The sequence below is a fragment of the Christiangramia pacifica genome, assembly GCF_057221535.1.
The window spans coordinates 421,455-441,387 of the sequence record NZ_CM170146.1; the positions used below are offsets into that span (position 1 = coordinate 421,455).

The window sequence follows — 19,933 nt, forward strand, 5'->3', positions numbered from 1 at the left end:
AAAAACTAACAGAAATTTTATGGAAAAGCTGAATAGCTGGGGCGATATCGTCAAAGAATACGGAGCTAAATTTATCGATTACCTTCCAACTCTAATTGGAGCGATTGTATTACTCTTTTTAGGACTTTGGGTAATTAAACTTATTGTAAAATACCTTCAGAAATTATTCGAGAAGAAGGATTACGATCCTACGCTTGAAAAATTCACTGTAAATGCTGCAAGTTGGGGTCTAAAGATCATTCTTTTTGTTCTTGTGATCACACAACTGGGCGTGGAAAGTGCTTCTCTGGTAGCTGCTATTGGTGCCGCTGGTTTAGCAATTGGTCTTGCATTACAGGGATCTCTGGCTAATCTCGCCGGTGGAGTTTTGATCATTGTGCTTAAACCATTTAAAGTTGGTGACTGGATCGAAGCGCAGGGCGTTTCAGGATCTGTAGTTGAGATCTCATTGTTCTATACTAAACTGGACACTTTCGGAAATCAGCGTGTGGTAATCCCGAATGGTGAATTGAGTAATGATAATATCACGAACTACTCCTTCAATAAGACTAGAAAAGAAAACCTTTCTTTCGGTATCTCTTATGATGATGACATTAAGAAAGCTAAAGAAGTGCTTACCAATTTAGTGATGGAACAGGAAAATGTATTGAAAGATCCTGCACCGCAGATTATAGTTTCAGAACTTGGAGATAGTTCAGTTAATTTCTCTGTAAGATATTTTGCTGAACTACCTAATTTCTGGGATCTGCACTGGTATATGATCGAAGAAGGTAAAATTAGACTTGAAGAGGCTGGAATGACTATTCCTTACCCACAAAGAGATGTTTATCTTTATGATCAAACCAAGATGAGAGGAACAGTTAGAGAAAAGAAATCTGAATAGATAAAACTCTTTAACCCGCAATAAAGTCTTTAAGATAATAAGGCTCAAAGTAAGCGACATCTTCGGTGTCGCTTTTTTGATGCTTGAATTCTGCCAATTCAGCCATTTCTTTAGCTGAAGGAAATTGCTGCTTATGAAATACAGCGTTAGAATGATTGCAGATATCTTCAAATTTCGCAACTCCGTTACCGATAAAATGAACCTTCGATTTTTCCAGGTATTGTTGAAAAGAATTTTCGTCTAAAACCTGCGCTTCGGTAGCTCTAACCTGATTAAGGTCTGAATCGAAAACTGCAGAATATACTTCCATCCTTCTCGCGTCAAGCATGGAAATGATCATTCCATCTTCCTTCTTCAATTTAAAGGCAAGAAGATCAAGAGTTGGAATTGAAATTAGAGGTATGTCCAGTGAGAAACAAAGCCCTTTGGCTGCTGAAACACCAATTCTAAGCCCTGTGTAAGACCCGGGACCTTTACTTACCGCAATCGCATCAAGCTCATCTTTGCTGATGCCGGCATCTGCCAAAGCTTCATTGATGAATAAATGTAATTTTTCTGCGTGGGAATAATTCTTACTATTATCTTCTTTAAGAGATAGGATCTTTCCATCTTTTGCTACCCCAACTGAACAATTAGTGGTAGCGGTCTCCAGACATAATATCGTTGCCAAAATTTGCGTATTTATTCGGTTTCTTTCTCCGCCTTTTCGTTCTTCACTTCTATTTCGTCCCCAGAATCTAAACTTTTCGTCACCGTGCTGTATGGCCCGGTAATAACGACGTCTCCTTTTTTCAGTCCTTTTTTGATCTCAATGTTTGAGTCATCCTGAATTCCGGTTTCTACAACGCGGAGTTTAGCTTTTCCGCCGTCTTTAACAAATACACATTCAAATTTTTCATCATTATTTCCAGAAGGTTTATCAGTAAATGATTTTTTGGTTGAAGTCGTATCGCTTTTAATAACTATAGAACTGATAGGAATACCGATCACGTCCATACGTTTATTTGTAATAATATCTACCGTTGCCGTCATTCCCGGTCTGAAAGGAGAATAATTCTCCGGTTTTCCTTCCATAAGATCTGTGTATGAATCTTTCAGAATTCTAACCTTCACCTTGAAATTTGTAACCTGGTCTGTGGTTAGCGTATTATCAGCACTATTTGAAATTTCAGTAACCACACCTTTAAATTCTCTTCCAAGATAGGCGTCAACCTCAACAATAGTAGAATCTCCTACAGAAACCTTTACGATATCATTTTCATTCACATCAACCTCGACCTCCATATTTTCAAGATTGGCTACGCGAAGAATTTCGGTTCCTGCCATTTGCTGGGTTCCAACAACTCTTTCTCCAAGTTCAGCATCCAGCTTGGAAATAGTTCCCGTCATTGGCGCGTAAATATTGGTTCTTCCAAGGTTATCCTGTGCTTCGGTTACCGTAGCAGCACTACTCTGCATGCTATAATAGGAAGATTCTTTGTTTGCCTGAGCCATTTCATAATTAGAAACTACTCCGTCCCATTCAGCTTTTGAAATAACTCCTTTTTCGAATAAAGTTTTATTTCGGTTATAATCAGCTTCCGCCTGTTTTAAATTCGCCTGAGTCTGCGCATAATTCGCTCTGGAATTCTGATAACTTGCGCGGGCTCTTTGTACGTTAGACTGATAAATATCAGGATTTACTCGAACCAGCAAATCTCCTTTTTGAACACTTTGACCTTCCACCACAGGTAATTCTATGATCTCTCCGGAAACTTCGGAAGAAAGTTTAACTTCAACTTCAGGCTGAATCTTTCCAGTAGCTGAAACAGTTTCAGTAATATCTATAGGCTGGATCTCTGTGATCTCAACCTCTTTGATATTCGCTGATTTTCCGAACCAACCGGCTTTTTTACCAATTACCAGAACAATAATCAAGGCTACTACAACCCCAAGAATGATGAAAAGTGTCTTTTTATTCATTATTTAAAATTTTAAATCCCGAACCGGAATTCCAAAATACAATTCTACAACCTTTAATTTAAAAATATAGTCGTATTTAGCCCTCAAGGCTTCTCTCTGTGTGTTTTCGTAACGAATCTTCGCCTGACTGAAATCAAAAGCATTGGTCAATCCTACATCATAACGTTCTGTAGCATATTCGTAAGCTTTTGCCTGTGCTTCAGAAGCTACCAGTGCTGCTTCATAAGCTTCAAAAGCACCTTTAGCATCCGTATAAGCCTGGTAAACATTGGCTTCCAGGTCTAATTCTGCCTGCTCTAACTGATATTCAGCGCGTTTTACATTTATTTCGTTTCTTCTTACCTGGTTCCTTGTGGCAAATCCATTCAGAATCGGCACATTCAACTGGAATCCATAGCTAATACCGTCGTTTCGGTAAAGTTGCTCAATAAACGGCAACGGACTACCTAATGTTGGGATCGTATTTGGTGCCACTACAATTTCCTGAGAACCCTCAACTACTCCAATCTGTCTTGTTGGCTCATTAGGATCTAGCACAGCCCCGGTTATTCTTCCCTGCCCGGTTTCCCTGGTATTGTAATTAAAAAATGCATTCAGCGTTGGCATGTAAGCTCCTTTAGCAAGCTCTACATCCTTTTCAGCCAGTTCCATATTGGCTTCTGCGATCCTGATCTCTGAACGTTCTTCTTTTGCTCTTTGAACTACCTCATCAGCAGAATTTTCAAGAATTTCATTTCCGAATACATCATAATCGCGATCTACAATATCGAAATTCTTATAATCCTGGATTCCCAGAATCTGAGCTAAGCTGATCAATGAGATCTGGATCTGATTTTCTGCAAGGATCATACGCTGCTTTTCATCAGCCATGGTTGCTCTTATCTCCAAAAGATCTCCTTCTGGAAGAACTCCTGCATCTACAAGATCCTGTGTTCTTTGAAGCTGCTCAACGGTTACTTCATTTTGCGCACGAAGCACCTCAAGATTCTGTTTATTAAACAATACCTGTAAATAAGAATCGGCTACAAAAAGAGCAATATCATCCTGCATCTTATCCAGCGAATATTCATTAGCCATTCTCGAAATCCTGGCTCTTTGTAGTTGTTTGAAATTTCTTAATCCGTCAAAAAGAGTAATACCTGCAGTAACTCCGGCAGAAAAGTTTCTTACCGTCTGATTTTGAAGGATACCGGTAGTAACGTTCTGGGTTAAACCTGTATTCCAGGAGTTAGATGCCTGTGCATTAATACTCGGAATAAAATTTCCCAGGGCATCCCTCTTTTCAATGTCTGAAACTTCCAGGTCAAGCTCAGATTGCTTTACCTGAATATTGTTCTCCAGCGCGTAATTAACACACTCTTCTAAAGTCCACTCCTTTTGTTGCGCACTTAAATGGCTGCAAAAAAGCAATAGTATGGATATTAAGCTAAAATTCTTCATAATGTTATTCTGTAAGATATGTCTGTAAAATGTGTAGGTTGTTACACCAGGAATAAATTTTCTAGTTTTGAGCGATGTTCATTGCAGGTTTCAACTGGTTCCAAACCTTGATCTTATCTCCTTTTTCTACCCCGCTAATCACTTCTACATTGATCCCGTCACTAACTCCAAGTTCAACATCCTGTCTTTTGAACTCCTGGTCTCCAGTCATTATTTCAACATATGGCTCCTGTGTTTCAGAATCAAATTGAACTAGCGCTTCTTTGATGGAAAGCACATTTTCAGCTTTCGCCAGGATGATCGATGCGTTGGCACTTAATCCTGCACGGATGAAAGTAGTATCTGCTTTGCTCAAGGTCCCTTTGATCTCGAATTGAATAGCTCCATTTTCCTCCACTCCTTTTGGCGCTATATAATCAAGCACCGCATCAAAGGATTTATTTTCAATCGCTCCTACAGTTACCTGAAGAGGTAACTCTTCCTTGATCTTTCCAACCTCGCTTTCATCAACTTTCCCTTCGAAGATCATTTCATTTACATCTGCCAGAGTAGCGATGGTAGTTCCATCATTAAAATTGTTACTTTCAATCACTTGATTTCCGGTTTTTACAGGAACATCCAGCACCATTCCTTCTACGGTAGATCTAATTAAGGTATTCGCCGCACTTCCAATTCCGCTGGTAGTTCCTGTACGAACAATCTCATAGTTCTGTTGAGCTGATTTATAATTCTGTTCTGCTCTCTTAAAGCTAACTTCAGCAGCATCAAAATCATTAGCTGCGATCACGCCTTTATCGAAAAGCTCCTTTTGTCTTTCAAATACTTTTCTTTCGTTTTCAAGGTTGATCCTTGCGGTTGCCACAGCGTCTTTAGCACTTTGAAGTGAAGAAACATTAGGGATCACCCTGATCTTGGCGATTAGATCTCCTGCCTTGATCTTGTCTCCTGCTTCAATATATATTTCATCGATGATTCCAGAAATATTCGGCTTGATAAGTACTTCTTCTTTCGGAACAATTTTTCCCGTAGCAACTGTTTTTTTGATGATAGTCTTTTCAGTAGGCTCCTCTGTCTCGTAGACAACGGGATCTTCCTGATTTTTTTGATACAAATAGTACAATGCGCCCACAAAGGTTACCGCGATAAGCACTAAAATTCCGATGGTTACAAATTTTTTCATTTTTTGATTGTGTTTCTATTTACTTTCTATTCAGTACGCAAAGCATCTACAGGTTTCACCTTGATCGCATGCTGTGCTGGGATTAGACCGGCCAGTAAACCGGATATTATTAATATGGTTAAGGCTATTATTACCACGCCGAGGTTGACCGACGGATTTAAGAACATCATTTCTGAAGTATCCATATTATCGAGCTGAAGATTTACCAGCCAGATAACTCCGGTGGCCAGGATAATACCGGCCATTCCTGAAATAATGGTAAGAAAAATAGATTCCATTAGGATCTGACCTCTGATAGACCATGGTGTTGCTCCTAAAGCACGACGAACGCCGATTTCATTGGTTCTTTCTTTTACCACGATGAGCATGATATTACTGATCCCGATAATTCCTGAAAGCAGGACAAGTACCCCCACAAAATAAGCCACGGCTTTTAAGGCTACAAATAGTCCGTTCACCTTGCTGAATTCCTGATAAAGATCAAAATTACCTACTGCACGATCATCTTCAGGATGAATCGTATGTCTACTTTTTATAATGTCTATAATATTACCTTTCAGGTTCGTAATTGAAGAACCATCTTTTGCGGTAATAGCCATCCAGCCTACTTTATTTCCGCGATTGAAAGCCTGGGAAAATGCGGTAAATGGCACATAGATCTCTTTCTGACCTTCTTCTGCATCTCCGCCCCTGCTTTTTTTCTTGTAAGTCCCGATGACCATGAAGTTCACGCCATTGATCTTGATATAAGTACCTAGCGGATCTTCTCCCTTATCATATAAGGCAGATTCCACTCCGTCACCTATGATTGCGACTTTTCGTTTTCCGTCTATATCTGAATAATTCAAAAATCTTCCTGAAGTGATATCCATGGTTTCCTGCTGAATAATTTCAGGATAATCTCCATAAACATTAAATGCTCCGCTATTTAATCCACGAACCACATTATTATCTCCTCCAAAACCACCAAGCTGATTTCTTGGAGATACAAATCTTAATCCCGGAACCTGTTCCTTGATCGCAGCCACATCCTCTATCTCAAAACTGTATCTGCGGCCTTTCGGCATTCCTTTATACGGTTTAGAAGCAACCTGTGTCCACATGAACATGGTATTGGTCGCGATTCCACTAAAACCCTGTTTAACTCCGTTTTCAAGTCCTTTTCCCGCGGCTAGTAGAATAACAAGGATAAAAATCCCCCATAAAACACCAAAGGCGGTTAAAATGGTTCTGAACCAGTTTGCGGTTAAGGCTTCTATAATTTCTTCCCAACGATCCCTGCTAAACATATAATTCGTCTCTTAAAGCTGTTATCGGTTTGATTCTCGCAGCTCTCCATGCGGGAAAAAATCCGGCAAGGGCACCTGCAATTACGAGTATGAAAACTGTATTTATAGCTACAGTAAAGTTCACTGTTGGATTGTATATGTACTGGGTTTCAATAGCGGGACCAACAAATTCGAGTAAAGCCAGACTGAAAATCAGTCCTAAAAATCCGGCAATAGCTGTTACAAAAATGGATTCATGCAGAATCATACCAATGATTGACATTGGCTGTGCACCAAGAGCTTTTCTAATCCCGATTTCGCGAGTACGCTCTTTTACGATGATCAGCATAATATTACTCACCCCAACAACTCCAGCGATAATGGTACAGATACCCACTCCCCAGAAAAAAAACTTGATCATATCCATAAGGGTGAAGAACCTCTTTGCGTTTTCAAGACTATTATTGATATAAAGTGCGCTGGTATCATCTGGCGCTATGGTATGTCTTGATTTTAAAAACTCTTCCAGATCAGCAGAGAACTGCGTTGATGCAGCCACAGCCTTGTCAAAATCTTCTTCCGGATTTAAAGTAAGATATAACCGGTCTATATTATTTCCCGCTCCAAAAGCTTTTTGAGCTGTGGTAATAGGAACAACAGCCCTGGTCTCTTCTCTTTCTCCTCCGGGATCTGTATAAACTCCAACAACCTTAAAATTAACTCCCGAAACCTGTACGATTTCGCCGATAGGATCTTTATCCTTGAAAAGATCCATTTTTATACGGTTACCAATCACCATGGTTTTTTCAGAATTATCCAAATCATTTAGATCGATAAATCTTCCGCTTACCAGTGAAATATTTTCAAGATCCTGATATGCCGGGAAACTTCCGCGCACCTCATAAGAGCCTGATTCCTTTCCGTAGTTAAGCACCATCCCCCAGTTTTGAAATGTAGAGGCTGCCTTGTCTAATCTATCTCCATATAATTGAAGAATCTTGTTGTAGTCTTCATTCTTCATCTGTATCCTTCTTCCAGGATTCAGTCCTTTATATTCCTTGGAAGTAACGCCGGGAAATACATAAATAAGGTTGGAAGCATCCTGCTCAAACTCACGAGCGATCCCATTACGCATTCCCTCACCAATACCCAGTAAAATAACCAAAATGAATATCCCGGAAGCAACGCTAAGTCCTGTTAGAAATGTTCGCAGTTTATTCTTACGAATCGTTTCGAAGATTTCGTTCCACCTGTCTAAATCAAACATTTTCTATGGCTCTTACCTGTGAAACTACCGTATCTTCTATTATTACACCATCTTTCAGATTTACGATCCTTTTGGTCATCTGGGCGATATCATGTTCATGGGTGACCACCAGAATGGTTCTTCCGTCATCGTTGATTTGCTGAATAAGATCCATAACTTCATAAGAAGTTTTTGTATCCAGCGCTCCCGTAGGCTCATCGGCTAGTAAAACTTTTGGATCGCTGGCAAGAGCTCTTGCAATGGCAACCCTCTGTTTCTGTCCACCTGAAAGTTCATTTGGTAAATGTCCTGCCCAATCTGCAAGCCCAACTTTTTCCAGGTAACTAATTGCTCTATCCATGCGTTCACCACGGGAAAAACCCTGGTAATAGAGGGGTAGAGCGACATTATCCAAAGCTGTTTTGTAGGATATAAGGTTGAAAGACTGGAAAATAAAACCCAAAAATTTGTTCCGGTATTTTGCAGCTTTTTTCTCGTTAAGATTCTTAATCGGCACACCGTCAAGAATATAAGAGCCTTCATCAGCTTCATCCAGCATCCCCAAAATATTAAGAAGCGTCGATTTTCCTGATCCTGAAGAACCCATGATAGATACGAGCTCACCTTCCTTTACATCCAAATTAATTCCCTTAAGAACATGAAGAGAATTAGCTCCCATTTTATAGGATTTGTGAAGATTTGATATTTCGATCATGATTGATGGTTGTTAAATAGAGAAATGACTCTCTAATTAATAAGACTACCAAAAAATTAAAATGTTACAGTTATGTTATAAAAATCATATAATCTTTCTGTTTCTTTGCCGGGATTAATCCCTGAAACTGGCTTAAATCATAAAATCCCGTAATCTATTGTAATTATTCTACCTGTGCGTTTCATGAAAAAGACCTTTTCATTTCTGTTCCTATTGCTATTTTTTAAATCTTCCTATTCCTTTCAGAAAACTGAAGAAAAGAATTCTCTTGACGGCCTCTATTTATCGGCGAATTTTGGAGTAATCAATGTAAAATATACTGAAGATCTTCTACGAGGAAATCTTGAAACTACCGGAATTACAGGAAGAAATGCCTTTGCCGGTAGATTTTCCGTAGGTTACCATGTAACAGACAAATGGGATGTGGAATTTAGTGTGATGCGACCGGGAGCATGGGTGCAGTACGAATTTGATGAACCCAGAAAATTCGATAAATCAGTATGGACCAATATCTGGGCATTAAGCGGAAGGAGAAACTTCAGGTTGTTCAGCAATACCAGATTATATGTGGAAGCGGGAGTTAGCAATGTCGCGCGAACGGGCTTTAAAATCAATCAGGAAGTCGTAATACCATCTATAAGATATATCTACCCGATCGCTTCTACCGGGTTGCTCTATCCTATTTCCTCAAAAATCGATGCTTCTGTAAATTTTACTTATTCTCCGAAAAATGACAAATTCGATCAACCCTCTACAAGTTTCCTTGCCGGTGGTATCGTATATCATGTTAGAGAAGCTTCAGAAGAAATAAAATCCTCTTATTTAAATACTAAATACGCTTTCCCAGATCATTTATTCCAAATAGGGTATGCTTCAGATTTCGCTGGTTTTGATATCAATCGGCAATTCTCCAGCGGACTGGATACCAGTATTCCAATTTTCTGGCTTGGTGATGTTTTTGTAGAAAATGGGATCTCGGCGTTTTATCAGAAGAATATTTTTCATACAGAAAAAAGTTTTTCATTCAGTGCAGGAGCCAGTATGTCTTATTACAATACCCAAAAAGGTGATTCGTTCTATACAGTTTCAGTATTCCCTGTGATAAAGTGGTGGTTCTTAAGAACGAAGCCGGTAGACCTTTATTTCAATTATTCACTGATTGGGCCAGCATATGTATCTTCGAGTATTCTTGATTATATCGATACCGGGGAAGAATTTACTTTCCAGGATTTTATGGGAATCGGATTTTTGTTCGGTAAAGAAAGAAATTACAATCTGGACCTGAAGATAGCTCATTTTTCCAATGGAAATATCTTCACTGAAAATCCAGGTGTAGCAGTTCCGCTTTCCATAAATTTTGGATACGCTCTCTACTAAATTCAGAAACTAGGAAATAGATTTTTTTCGCTTCTTACGGGAACGATAGATAAAGTAACCAACACCTCCTATAAGCAGGTAAGGAAAAATCATGAGATAAAGAATTCCGTCGTTTATACCTTTGGCAGTACTTTGATCGGCTTCACTTTCGAGAACCGCGCGACACATCGCACATTGCGCCTCAGCGAATTCCGGCACCAGGAAAAGTACCAGAAAGATTATAAGTATGTATTTCAAATTCTTCATCATCAACTCAATTTCTCAAATACATGCAAAATTAACCAATTTTGATCAATAGTATGGCATCATAAACAGAAACACCAGTACACCGGTTACAGCAACATACAGCCAGATTGGAAACGTATACCTCGCAACTTTTGAATGTTTTTTATACTGGCCGCTAAGACCACGATACATTGTAAAAAGAACCAATGGCACTATAATTCCGGAAAGAACGATATGCGTAATAAGTATAAAAAAATACACATACCTCAAAATCCCCTCACCGCCATATGGAACCGGTTCATTACTGATCTTTGATAGCACATAACTTAGAAGAAATACAACGGAAAGACCAAAAGCAGCGATCATCGTATTTCTATGTTCCAGGTATTTTTCGGCTTTCATGTAAAAATACCCGATTATCAATAGAACGGCAGTTAGGAAATTCAATATTCCGTGGAAAAGCGGGAACGTGATCGCATCTACACCGAACATATTGTAACGTTCCGGCAATAACATTAGAACCAGTACAATTACCGGCACCGCAATGGAAAGCCCTATAATTACAGGTACCGCAACCTTATCTGATGACTTTATTGTTGTTTTCAAAGTAACTTCTTTATATCCTCAATTAATATATCGATCTGCGGTTCCTCTTCTCCCTGGACTACAGACTTATTCCTTTCTACAGAACCCCTGTAATAAATCACCGGGTTACCAAATTGATCTTTTCGAGACCTGATATATCCATCCTGATCTACCAGTGCAAACATTCCTTGATGAGCAAATCCTCCGGCTGCATCTGCATCTTCTCCTGCATAAAGTCCAAAACCTTTATTCGCCAGGTCGTAGATCTTTTCTCTATCCCCGGTCATGAGGTTCCAGTTAGGATGATCTATACCATAATTTTCAGCATATTCTGATAGAACTTCCGGAGTATCATGTGCAGGATCTATACTAAATGAAGCGATCCCAAAATCATCTTTATTTTCAAATTCATCCTGAATTTCCACCAGATTCTTATTCATGATAGGACAGATGGTTGGGCAGGTGGTAAAAAAGAATTCTACCAGGTAAACCTTACCTTTATAATCCGCATTATTTATGGTATCACCATATTGATTCACAAATTCAAATTGCGGAGCTTTCTTACGCTCACCATCAATTTCTATATAAGACAAGGCCTCACCTGAATCTTTAATCGATTTTTCCCGTTTTTGATTGAGTCGGTCAGATTTTACTACTTCATCTTCGCTAATCCTATCAATGATCTTCGGAATGAATAGAATTCCGAAAACAAGGATCACCAGAGATATTCCAACGTATGAGTAATTTTTCATCTATTTTTTTCTTTCCGAATTATTTCTTTTTAAAGCCAGTCTGTATTCCGCCAGGATCACCTTTACATCATCATTCATTTTGTTATTCAGCTCGGCCACATCCCTGGAATCATAACCGTAAAGTTCGCCATAATCTTCATCGTCATCCCTACCGCGAAGGTTAAGGTCTTTATCAACTATGAAAACATAGGGAGTATGATTTTTCTCATCCAATTTATGCGGAGTATCAAAACTCTGAAAAACCTCCGAAATTTTTTCCGGACTGGCGTATGCGATCTTCCATTTTGAAGACTCGGTGATCTTATTGAAACTTTGAATGTATTCTGTAGTTTCCTCCCTTGCTTCTTCGGGTAGGATCAGGACAAACTGAAAATCATCAAAATCGTAGTATTTCTCGAGGATCTTCTTATCCAGATTGAAAGTGTTTCCCTTTATATTTTCCAGGTCTGAACCAAAAAAGGCTACGACATTAATATGATTTTTAAAAGAGATTGGTTCTTCTGAATCTGTAGTAAAATTGGAAATATCCTTTACATTTTCAGTTAACACAGGAAGCTTGGCAAAATTGTTCTTTCCGGAAGCAAAAAACAAGTATGCGGTAATTGGAAGGGCAAATAGAATACCGAGTACCAGAAACTTTTTCATAAGCTGAAAACCAGTTTTACAAGGGGCCACAAAAATAAAAAGACGGTTTCATAAAACCGCCTTTTCAAATACTTTTAACTTTTGTTAAAAATCCCAGGCTACATGACCAGACTTGTAAACGTCATAAATGTAACCACCTTCAGTAAGAAGGATGAAGATCAAATAACAAATTAAGAATACCGCAGTCCAAACGATTGCTCTACGCATTCCTTTGGTTTCATGCTCAAGGTGCATGAACGCCCATGCGATATAGTATGCTTTATATATGGTAAGGATAATGAAGATCCAGTTAAGCAACTTCATTCCTAAAAGATAAGTGTCAGTTAAAATTTCTGGTTTAATGATACCCAGAATAACTTCAATAATTGTTACTACTGAAAGAATTGCGAAAACTGACCAGATCCTTTTGCTTGCCGATCCGTGATTATGTGTTGTATCGTGAGCCATAATAATTTATTTCAGAATTAAACCAGGTAAAAGAATGTAAATACAAATACCCATACAAGGTCTACAAAGTGCCAGTAAAGTCCAACTTTTTCAACCATCTCGTAACTTCCTCTTCTCTCGTAAGTACCAATGATCACGTTAAAGAAAATGATGATATTAATGATCACCCCTGAAAATACGTGGAATCCATGGAATCCTGTAATGAAGAAAAAGAAATCTGCAAATAAAGGTGCTCCATATTCATTTTCAGAAAGGTTAGCTCCTTCTACGGTTCCTATTGCTTCATTATTCAATTTCATTAATGATTCTTCTCTGGTAAGAATTGTTTTCTCACCTTCTTCGGTAAGTATTTGTGTTCTTATTAGAAGATCCTCATTTTGAATAAATCCTGCTTTTACTTCATTAAGGCTATAAGTTGGAAGCGACTCACCAGAGTCGAACCAAATACCATTGTTAGCTTCATGCTCTACCCTATCTCCGGCGATTGGCACGGCAATTTCAGATAAAGCTACGCGCTCTCCTTCACCATCAATGAACTGAAGAATATTTCCTCCTTTGGTTGTTACTGCTCCGTATTCCCCGCTAATGAAGTTTTTCCACTCCCAGGCCTGAGATCCAACGAAAATCAAACCACCAATAATGGTAAGAAACATGTAAATAGTTACTTTCCCTTTTTTCATATGATGACCGGCGTCTACCGCCAAAACCATCGTCACAGATGAGAAAATAAGTATAAATGTCATCAAGGCCACATAATACATAGGAGCGTCAACTCCATGTAAAAATGGGAAGTGAGTAAACACCTCATCGGCGATTGGCCATGAATCGATGAATTTAAATCTTGAAAAACCGTAAGCGGCAAGGAATCCTGAAAATGTTAAAGCATCAGAAAGGATGAAAAACCACATCATCATCTTTCCGTAACTTGCTTTTAGTGGTTGATTACCACCACCCCAGGTTTTACCTTCTGTGCCTGTTCTAACGACAGTAGCCTCCATAGAAGTAGTTTAATGTTAAAGGATGCGCAAAAATACGCAATTTTATTATCTAAAGAAATATAAAAAGAAAATCAAGTAAAGCCACAGCAGGTCAACGAAATGCCAGAAAGTCGCACCTAGCTCAAATCCAAGCATTTGTCCTGCTTTATAGCGTTGTTTAAAATGGTTATAAATTAAGACCAAAAGCACTATTATTCCTATTGCCAGGTGAGCAAGATGCGCTAAAACAAGCACATAGATGAAAGAAGTTGTAATGGAACTTTCACTACCTGTAAAATAATATCCTTCCTGAATGATCTCCGAAAAGCTGTAAAATTGAAATACCACGAATAGGATTGCCAAGATCAAAGTCCCTATTAGAAACGCACTGGCATTTTTCCTGTTACCAGACTTAATCATCCTTTTACTCAAAATAAGAGTAAGGCTACTTCCTATGATCACCAGCGTGCTCCATAAAAATGAGATCGGCAGTTCAAAATCTGTAAGCCAGTCTGGCCTGTTCTTACTTACCACATAGGCACTGGTAAGACCGGCAAAGGTCATCACCATACTAATAATCCCGAACCAGAGCATCATTTTTTTCGCCCGGCCGTGCTTCTTTTCTTCAGATCCCTGAGTTAAATCCATTGTCTAATAAATTTATCCAATACGTATACAATTTGCAGCAGCGTGATATAAGACACACTCGCAAACATTAATTTTTTAGCTGCTTCCGCAGTTTTTTCTTTATATAATTTGATCGCGTAATAAAGCATTCCCATTCCTAGCAGGAAAATAATTATTCCTGAAACCGGAGAGAGCATCAGCTTACCCGTTACCCCAAATACCGGGATCAATGAAACCAAGATCGTCCAGCAGGTATATAGGATAATTTGAACAGCTGTCCCACGGTCACGCTTTCCGGTAGGTAACATAAAGAAACCTCCTTTTTTATAATCATCAAACAACCACCATCCTATCGCCCAAAAATGCGGAAATTGCCAAAAAAACTGGATCATGAATAAAGTTCCCGGCTCAATACTGAAACTACCTGATGCCGCAACCCAACCTAACATAAACGGAATTGCTCCCGGGAAAGCTCCTACAAACACAGAAAGTGGTGTTTTTGTCTTAAGCGGAGTATAAATACTTACATATAGAAATATACTTATAGCCCCAAACATGGCAGTTTTTGGATTGATAACATAAAGCACTATCAAGCCTAAAACAGTAAATATACTGGCAATGCTAAAAGCAACTGGAACAGTCATCCTACCAGCCGGTAATGGCCTGTTTTTGGTTCTATCCATCAACGCATCAAGGTTCCTTTCGATGATCTGGTTATATGCATTAGAAGCACCAACCATAAGATATCCACCAATGGCAAGCAAAGTAACAACGACAAAATCTATATTATCTGCTCCCAGGAAGTATCCGGCAACCGAAGAAAAAACTACGCTGATAGCAAGTCTCATCTTGGTTATTTCCTTAAAATCTGATAGAATGGAAGCGTTAGGATTATGTACGCGAGTGTTGCTCAAAAAAGCTTTTTTTTAACTGGCGCAAAGATACTCCTTAATTAGGTTTTAGCAAGGAAGGCAATGTGTTAATTTTCAGGCATGAAAATCCTTAATAATCAAAGTACCAGTTAAAAATATCGGTTCTTAGTCCAAAATTGATCCAGGTGGTAGAGTTTTCAAAATTGGTTACTGTCTTTGCCTGCGGATTAAAATCACGATATATAAAGCTGGCGAACAATTTTAAATTTGTGGTTGGATTCACGACGTAACCTGCTTCAAGTTCAGAATAGAATGAGTTCGTAGTATTCCCCTGGCCAATCCTTACCCCAGAATCAAATGGTCGGTCAACTTCAGTTCTATAAATATCCTGCCCGTAATAATCTCCGTTTTCTGAAAAATCAAAACCTCTTTTACCATAGATAAATTTGGCTGAACCATACCAACGGTCTTTTCTATAACGCGCTATCCCAATAATTTCCCTGAAGTTCGCTCCCCAGAGATGCGCCATAGACTGGTTATTATGCCCGTAATTTAATGTTATGGAATTATGTGAATAAGTATAAGGTCGTACCTGGTTATATTCTGCCTGCAGGTAAAGATCATCGACTCCAAAAGCACTGAAATATTTAAAACCTGCCTGAAAGCCCAGTTTATTTTTCCAGCTTCCATCACCACCAAAAACATCTGCTGAAGAAAATTCATCGATCAGCCACTGCCCGTAAGCATACATCTGGTTCGAAAATTTATATTTCCCGGTCAATCCAATAATGGCATTACCGCCATCTGCACCCGTGGCAAATTCAATAGCACGGTAAAAAATAACCGGATTCAGATAATTAAGGTCGAAACCTCGATCATTATCGTTTTCCCACATTACCGACTCAAAGAAACCAAGATTCAACCTTTTGGTCACATTCAAACTAAGGTAATGATTAGCAATATACTTGGTTCTGAAAGAACCGCTATTCACCACCTCAGGTCGAACATCTCGTAAAGACATCCAGGTGTTCGTGTATTTTATTTTCCAGAATTTCGTATTCAGTTTCAGATAAGGATATGGTGTTGGATTATCGCTCAAAAGCAATGATCTATATCCGTCTCCAATAAAATTATTCCCATGACCAAACTGGATATTTATAAAATCTGATGGTGTAAATGATAAATAACCTTCAGCCACAGGATAATCATAACCATCATCCATAAAAGTTTTGGCAATTCCTCTTCCCGGAACAATGGCCGGGTCTCCTCCTGCCGGTCTAATGGATTCCGCATAATTATTATAATACTGCGCAAACCTTCCCTGGTTCTCATAAATGACGGAATAGAAATTGAACTTTTTCCCAAGTCCTCCCTGGATGATCAACTCCCTGGAATTATTATATGTGAAATCATGTTCGGTTTGTTCAAAATCCTTTCCTATCTGAAGATCGAAACCAGGATCCAAGGTAAACCAGTAGTCATCGGTCTGAAACCTGATTAAATGCTCATTCCATAGTTTTCTTCCCGCAAGCGTATTTCTATCCTGAAGTAACTCATCCCGGTGAGATTTAAAATCATAATAAGGATTCACCTCTGCAAACATCAAAGGTTTTGAAGCCGAATGTGTATTCGTTCCAACTTCATTGAAGGCGGCATCAAAACGACTATAAAATTCATGGGAAAGCGGGATATTTATCTGACTGGTATAACGCGGACTCGTAAATTCATCAGACTTAATTCTTTCATATTCTGAAAGCGCATTTGATTCTTCTTCTGTAATCAATTGATCATTTTCAACTTTCAGTTCAATTTCATCATCCTCATCAACTGGCTCTAAAAGAACATTATTCTGCAGAGGTATCTTCAGAGGCATCTTGAACTGCATATGAATTGGCCTCCCGTTGTAAGTGGCCGGTTTAACATCGGGGAGAGCTTCAAACACTCGTTTCGTTTCTTCCTTCAGTTCATCATAGGCAGCATCCATATAAATGAGCTGAAATTCGCCTGACTCATCAACTTCAAAAATTATGGTGAGCTGACCTTTGTAATTTTCAGTCTGTACAATTTCAGGAACTTGGAAATTAGCTTTAATGAAATTCACCAAGGTTTGATTGAAACATGTTTCCTGGTTTGCATAATCTATGTTTGCACATTCTTCAAATTCCGGATAAATTTCAGAAGATAGATTTACATCTTGCGCGCTGAGTTGAAGACTTAATAAAACAAATGGAAGAAGTAAGATATACTTCATATGCCGGGGACCTATGTTTAATGATTTACGGGTGTAATATACATTTTTTCCAAAAGGGATTTTGTATAAAACAAAAAATCCCGGCGTTTGCCGGGATTTTAAACTTGTATATCAATAGTAATTTAGTCCTGAACTTTAAATGCAATTGGAAGTGAGTACATAACACCTACCGGTTTACCACGTTGCTTACCTGGTTTCATTTTAGGCAAACTGTTGATCACTCTCGCAGCTTCCTGCTCAAGTCTAGGGTGCGGAGCACGAGCTCTTACCTGACCGATATTTCCTTTTTCATCAATTCTAAACTGAACAATAACACGGTTAATTCCGCTAAGTCCAAGTTCTGCTCCAAGATCTGTATCAAACTCTTTGTTTACATATCTACTGATCTTTTCACTCATACATTGCTTACGCTCATTGTTGTTACTTAAGTTTTCACAACCTGGGAAAATTGGCACATCTTCAATAACCGCGAAAGGCACATCTTCTACTTCTTCCTCTACAGGAGCCTCAACAACTTCTTCCACTTCAACGATCTCATCAAGATTGGTTTCGGTAGATTCAATTTCATCTTCCTCAACATCTTCCTCATCTTCCACTACCTCGATAATTTCCGGTGCCGGTGGTGGTGGTGGAGGTGGTGGTGGTGTATTCTGCATTTCAGTAATTGGCACATCCTCTTCTTCAAGGGCGTCCATATTTACCTGTCCTATATCTATATTTTCAGGGTCATAAGTCTTCCACTCTATTGCCTGCCAAGTAATTAGCAGTACAACAATAAGACCCAGCTGCAGATAAAGAGTTCTATTCCTGTTTAAATCAGCCTTTGGATTTTTCTTAGGTTCCATAATGCGTTATATTGTTAAGGGTTGCTAAAATAAAGATTTTTTCTAAAAAACTAAATTTATCTGGGATAATAAGTAACAAAACTTCGGTTAATTCACAAACCGTTCATTTTCATTACTGAACTTTAAACCTGATTGGAATCGTATAAGAAACCGGAACAGGCTTACCTCGTTGTTTACCAGGCTCCATGACAGGCAATTCTCTAATTACTCTGCGAGCCTCTTTTTCGAGTTCAGGATGTGGAGCTCTGGTTTGAATCTGCTCAACTTTTCCTTCGGTGTTGACTACAAACATAACAAACACAAGATTTGTTCCAGTAAGCCCTAACTCGCTACCTAATCCCGTATCAAACTCCTTATTTACAAATTTACTGATTTTTGAACTCATGCAGGATTTACGTTCAGAGTTATCTTTCAAATTTTCGCATCCTGGGAAAATAGGAACATCTTCAATAAAATCGAAAGGAACATTTACCGGTTCTTCAGGCTCATCTGGTTCTTCGATTTCAGAAGGCTCTAAAATATCATCCAGGTCAATTTCTGTAGGTTTTACCAGATCTTCCTCTATATCTGAGTCATTCGGTATTTCTTCAATTACATCCACGACCGTTTTAGGAGGCGGTGGTGGAGTATTTTCCGGCACAATTACTACGGGCGGCGTTTCTTCTTCAACATCATCGATGTTAATAACAGGGTCTACATAAGATTTCTCATCATAAGTTTTCCACTGAAATGCCTGAAGGGTCAAAAAAAGTACTAGGATAAGCCCTATTTGGAGAAACAGGACCCATCTCCGACGAAGGTCGGCTTTCGGGTTTTTCTTAGGTTTCATAAAACAGTTTAGTTAATAAAGGTTATAATTTAGCTAGGCTACTTTCTGCTTCACCTTTTTTACCGTCGGCGCCATGACTATAAAAAAGAAAACAGCAAGTAAAATACCAGTTGAATTTGCCAGAGCATCCCACCAATCGGGTGTCCTGTAACTGGTTAGGGTTCCTTGCAAAACCTCAATTAACATACCAAATATGAAACAAGCTAGTGCTACCCACCATAAATTGGAGGTATACCGCTTAAAATCTGGATTTTTAAAAAGAAAAAATAGCTTCCACAAGAAGGCTAAAAACAAATATGCTCCGGCGTGGAGCATTTTGTCTGTTGGATCAAACCCGCCTACACTTACCTTGAAGTCCATTACAATAAGAGAAAAATAGGTAATGGCACTGGTGTAGAGAAGCGCGGCTACAAAAATTATTTTAGCTACCAATTACTTCCTTGTATTCATCAGCAGATAAAAGATCATCTAATTCTGAAGTGTCGGAAAGTTTGATTTTAATCATCCATCCTTCCCCATAAGGATCTTCATTTACTTTTTCCGGCTCATCTTCAAGGCTGTCATTAAATTCAATGATCTCACCTGAAACCGGCATGTATAGATCTGAAACCGTTTTTACAGCTTCAACTGTACCGAAAACCTCTTCTTTTTCAAGAGTCTCGTCTAATGTTTCAACCTCAACATAAACGATATCCCCAAGCTCTCCCTGGGCAAAATCTGTAACTCCAATAATTGCGGTGTCGCCATCAATCTTAACCCACTCGTGGTCTTTAGTGTACTTTAATTCTTGTGGAATATTCATAGTAT

Annotated in this window: 22 protein-coding genes; 2 read left to right on the forward strand and 20 right to left on the reverse strand. The window is 38.8% G+C overall.

The window, feature by feature from the left end:
• Positions 1–19: 19 nt before the first annotated feature.
• A complete protein-coding gene (locus AC2S94_RS01935) occupies positions 20–883 on the forward strand; it encodes a mechanosensitive ion channel family protein (protein WP_484629829.1) in 864 nt (287 codons plus the stop codon).
• Positions 884–893: 10 nt separating this feature from the next.
• Here AC2S94_RS01935 and tsaB read toward each other — a convergent pair whose 3' ends face one another.
• The 7 genes from tsaB to AC2S94_RS01970 all read right to left on the reverse strand — a co-directional run bounded on the left by tsaB (position 894) and on the right by AC2S94_RS01970 (position 8,694).
• On the reverse strand, positions 894–1,553 hold the full coding sequence (gene tsaB / locus AC2S94_RS01940; protein ID WP_484629830.1) for a tRNA (adenosine(37)-N6)-threonylcarbamoyltransferase complex dimerization subunit type 1 TsaB: 660 nt from the start codon (positions 1,551–1,553) through the stop codon (positions 894–896).
• A gap of 11 nt (positions 1,554–1,564) precedes the next feature.
• Entirely contained in the window at positions 1,565–2,845 is a 1,281-nt protein-coding gene (locus AC2S94_RS01945; RefSeq protein ID WP_484629831.1) for an efflux RND transporter periplasmic adaptor subunit, read from the reverse strand.
• A gap of 3 nt (positions 2,846–2,848) precedes the next feature.
• Complete coding sequence (locus tag AC2S94_RS01950; RefSeq protein ID WP_484629832.1) at positions 2,849–4,285, reverse strand: TolC family protein; 1,437 nt, start codon at positions 4,283–4,285, stop codon at positions 2,849–2,851.
• 61 nt (positions 4,286–4,346) lie between these two features.
• The gene (locus AC2S94_RS01955; RefSeq protein WP_484629833.1) at positions 4,347–5,465 is read right to left on the reverse strand and encodes an efflux RND transporter periplasmic adaptor subunit; all 1,119 of its coding nucleotides are present in this window, start codon (positions 5,463–5,465) and stop codon (positions 4,347–4,349) included.
• Between the two features lie 26 nt (positions 5,466–5,491).
• Positions 5,492–6,754, reverse strand: a complete 1,263-nt coding sequence (locus AC2S94_RS01960) for an ABC transporter permease (protein WP_484629834.1) — start codon at positions 6,752–6,754, stop codon at positions 5,492–5,494.
• A complete protein-coding gene (locus AC2S94_RS01965; protein WP_484629835.1) occupies positions 6,747–8,000 on the reverse strand; it encodes an ABC transporter permease in 1,254 nt (417 codons plus the stop codon). Before AC2S94_RS01965 ends, AC2S94_RS01960 begins: the two co-directional genes overlap by 8 nt.
• Entirely contained in the window at positions 7,993–8,694 is a 702-nt protein-coding gene (locus AC2S94_RS01970) for an ABC transporter ATP-binding protein (protein WP_484629836.1), read from the reverse strand. The genes AC2S94_RS01965 and AC2S94_RS01970 overlap by 8 nt, the downstream gene beginning before the upstream one ends.
• Positions 8,695–8,877: 183 nt before the next feature.
• On the opposite strand from AC2S94_RS01970, the gene AC2S94_RS01975 reads away from it, so the two are divergent.
• The gene (locus AC2S94_RS01975) at positions 8,878–10,071 is read left to right on the forward strand and encodes an acyloxyacyl hydrolase (protein ID WP_484629837.1); all 1,194 of its coding nucleotides are present in this window, start codon (positions 8,878–8,880) and stop codon (positions 10,069–10,071) included.
• A gap of 9 nt (positions 10,072–10,080) precedes the next feature.
• Here AC2S94_RS01975 and AC2S94_RS01980 read toward each other — a convergent pair whose 3' ends face one another.
• From AC2S94_RS01980 to gcvH, 13 genes are all read right to left on the reverse strand, one after another.
• Positions 10,081–10,317 carry a hypothetical protein gene (locus AC2S94_RS01980; RefSeq protein ID WP_484630889.1) on the reverse strand — a complete coding sequence of 79 codons (237 nt, stop codon included), beginning with the start codon at positions 10,315–10,317 and terminating at the stop codon, positions 10,081–10,083.
• A gap of 45 nt (positions 10,318–10,362) precedes the next feature.
• Complete coding sequence (locus AC2S94_RS01985; RefSeq protein WP_484629838.1) at positions 10,363–10,902, reverse strand: DUF420 domain-containing protein; 540 nt, start codon at positions 10,900–10,902, stop codon at positions 10,363–10,365.
• Positions 10,899–11,633 carry an SCO family protein gene (locus tag AC2S94_RS01990; RefSeq protein WP_484629839.1) on the reverse strand — a complete coding sequence of 245 codons (735 nt, stop codon included), beginning with the start codon at positions 11,631–11,633 and terminating at the stop codon, positions 10,899–10,901. Before AC2S94_RS01990 ends, AC2S94_RS01985 begins: the two co-directional genes overlap by 4 nt.
• Entirely contained in the window at positions 11,634–12,278 is a 645-nt protein-coding gene (locus tag AC2S94_RS01995; protein WP_484629840.1) for a hypothetical protein, read from the reverse strand.
• An 84-nt stretch (positions 12,279–12,362) separates the two neighbouring features.
• Positions 12,363–12,725, reverse strand: coding sequence for a cytochrome C oxidase subunit IV family protein (locus tag AC2S94_RS02000; RefSeq protein WP_484629841.1), 363 nt, complete (start codon positions 12,723–12,725; stop codon positions 12,363–12,365).
• A 17-nt stretch (positions 12,726–12,742) separates the two neighbouring features.
• On the reverse strand, positions 12,743–13,723 hold the full coding sequence (locus AC2S94_RS02005; protein WP_484629842.1) for a cytochrome c oxidase subunit 3: 981 nt from the start codon (positions 13,721–13,723) through the stop codon (positions 12,743–12,745).
• 45 nt (positions 13,724–13,768) lie between these two features.
• Positions 13,769–14,350: a cytochrome c oxidase subunit 3 gene (locus AC2S94_RS02010; RefSeq protein ID WP_484629843.1), complete on the reverse strand. Its 582-nt coding sequence runs from the start codon at positions 14,348–14,350 to the stop codon at positions 13,769–13,771.
• Positions 14,341–15,243, reverse strand: coding sequence for a heme o synthase (gene cyoE / locus AC2S94_RS02015; protein ID WP_484629844.1), 903 nt, complete (start codon positions 15,241–15,243; stop codon positions 14,341–14,343). Before cyoE ends, AC2S94_RS02010 begins: the two co-directional genes overlap by 10 nt.
• A gap of 88 nt (positions 15,244–15,331) precedes the next feature.
• Positions 15,332–17,452 (reverse strand): gliding motility protein RemB, encoded by a 2,121-nt coding sequence (locus tag AC2S94_RS02020; protein ID WP_484629845.1) that lies wholly within the window; start codon positions 17,450–17,452, stop codon positions 15,332–15,334.
• A 122-nt stretch (positions 17,453–17,574) separates the two neighbouring features.
• Positions 17,575–18,297 carry an energy transducer TonB gene (locus AC2S94_RS02025; RefSeq protein WP_484629846.1) on the reverse strand — a complete coding sequence of 241 codons (723 nt, stop codon included), beginning with the start codon at positions 18,295–18,297 and terminating at the stop codon, positions 17,575–17,577.
• Between the two features lie 112 nt (positions 18,298–18,409).
• Positions 18,410–19,126: an energy transducer TonB gene (locus AC2S94_RS02030; protein WP_484629847.1), complete on the reverse strand. Its 717-nt coding sequence runs from the start codon at positions 19,124–19,126 to the stop codon at positions 18,410–18,412.
• A 33-nt stretch (positions 19,127–19,159) separates the two neighbouring features.
• Positions 19,160–19,558 (reverse strand): VanZ family protein, encoded by a 399-nt coding sequence (locus tag AC2S94_RS02035; protein WP_484629848.1) that lies wholly within the window; start codon positions 19,556–19,558, stop codon positions 19,160–19,162.
• A complete protein-coding gene (gene gcvH, locus AC2S94_RS02040) occupies positions 19,548–19,928 on the reverse strand; it encodes a glycine cleavage system protein GcvH (RefSeq protein WP_484629849.1) in 381 nt (126 codons plus the stop codon). Before gcvH ends, AC2S94_RS02035 begins: the two co-directional genes overlap by 11 nt.
• Positions 19,929–19,933 lie beyond the last annotated feature (5 nt).

Coding starts and splice junctions, on each gene's coding strand:
- AC2S94_RS01935 (WP_484629829.1), top strand. CDS start 20: ATGGAAAAGCTGAATAGCTGGGGCGATATCGTCAAAGAATACGGAGCT.
- AC2S94_RS01945 (WP_484629831.1), bottom strand. CDS start 2,845: ATGAATAAAAAGACACTTTTCATCATTCTTGGGGTTGTAGTAGCCTTG.
- AC2S94_RS01950 (WP_484629832.1), bottom strand. CDS start 4,285: ATGAAGAATTTTAGCTTAATATCCATACTATTGCTTTTTTGCAGCCAT.
- AC2S94_RS01955 (WP_484629833.1), bottom strand. CDS start 5,465: ATGAAAAAATTTGTAACCATCGGAATTTTAGTGCTTATCGCGGTAACC.
- AC2S94_RS01960 (WP_484629834.1), bottom strand. CDS start 6,754: ATGTTTAGCAGGGATCGTTGGGAAGAAATTATAGAAGCCTTAACCGCA.
- AC2S94_RS01965 (WP_484629835.1), bottom strand. CDS start 8,000: ATGTTTGATTTAGACAGGTGGAACGAAATCTTCGAAACGATTCGTAAG.
- AC2S94_RS01970 (WP_484629836.1), bottom strand. CDS start 8,694: ATGATCGAAATATCAAATCTTCACAAATCCTATAAAATGGGAGCTAAT.
- AC2S94_RS01975 (WP_484629837.1), top strand. CDS start 8,878: ATGAAAAAGACCTTTTCATTTCTGTTCCTATTGCTATTTTTTAAATCT.
- AC2S94_RS01980 (WP_484630889.1), bottom strand. CDS start 10,317: ATGAAGAATTTGAAATACATACTTATAATCTTTCTGGTACTTTTCCTG.
- AC2S94_RS01990 (WP_484629839.1), bottom strand. CDS start 11,633: ATGAAAAATTACTCATACGTTGGAATATCTCTGGTGATCCTTGTTTTC.
- AC2S94_RS01995 (WP_484629840.1), bottom strand. CDS start 12,278: ATGAAAAAGTTTCTGGTACTCGGTATTCTATTTGCCCTTCCAATTACC.
- AC2S94_RS02000 (WP_484629841.1), bottom strand. CDS start 12,725: ATGGCTCACGATACAACACATAATCACGGATCGGCAAGCAAAAGGATC.
- AC2S94_RS02005 (WP_484629842.1), bottom strand. CDS start 13,723: ATGGAGGCTACTGTCGTTAGAACAGGCACAGAAGGTAAAACCTGGGGT.
- AC2S94_RS02010 (WP_484629843.1), bottom strand. CDS start 14,350: ATGGATTTAACTCAGGGATCTGAAGAAAAGAAGCACGGCCGGGCGAAA.
- AC2S94_RS02020 (WP_484629845.1), bottom strand. CDS start 17,452: ATGAAGTATATCTTACTTCTTCCATTTGTTTTATTAAGTCTTCAACTC.
- AC2S94_RS02025 (WP_484629846.1), bottom strand. CDS start 18,297: ATGGAACCTAAGAAAAATCCAAAGGCTGATTTAAACAGGAATAGAACT.
- AC2S94_RS02030 (WP_484629847.1), bottom strand. CDS start 19,126: ATGAAACCTAAGAAAAACCCGAAAGCCGACCTTCGTCGGAGATGGGTC.
- gcvH (WP_484629849.1), bottom strand. CDS start 19,928: ATGAATATTCCACAAGAATTAAAGTACACTAAAGACCACGAGTGGGTT.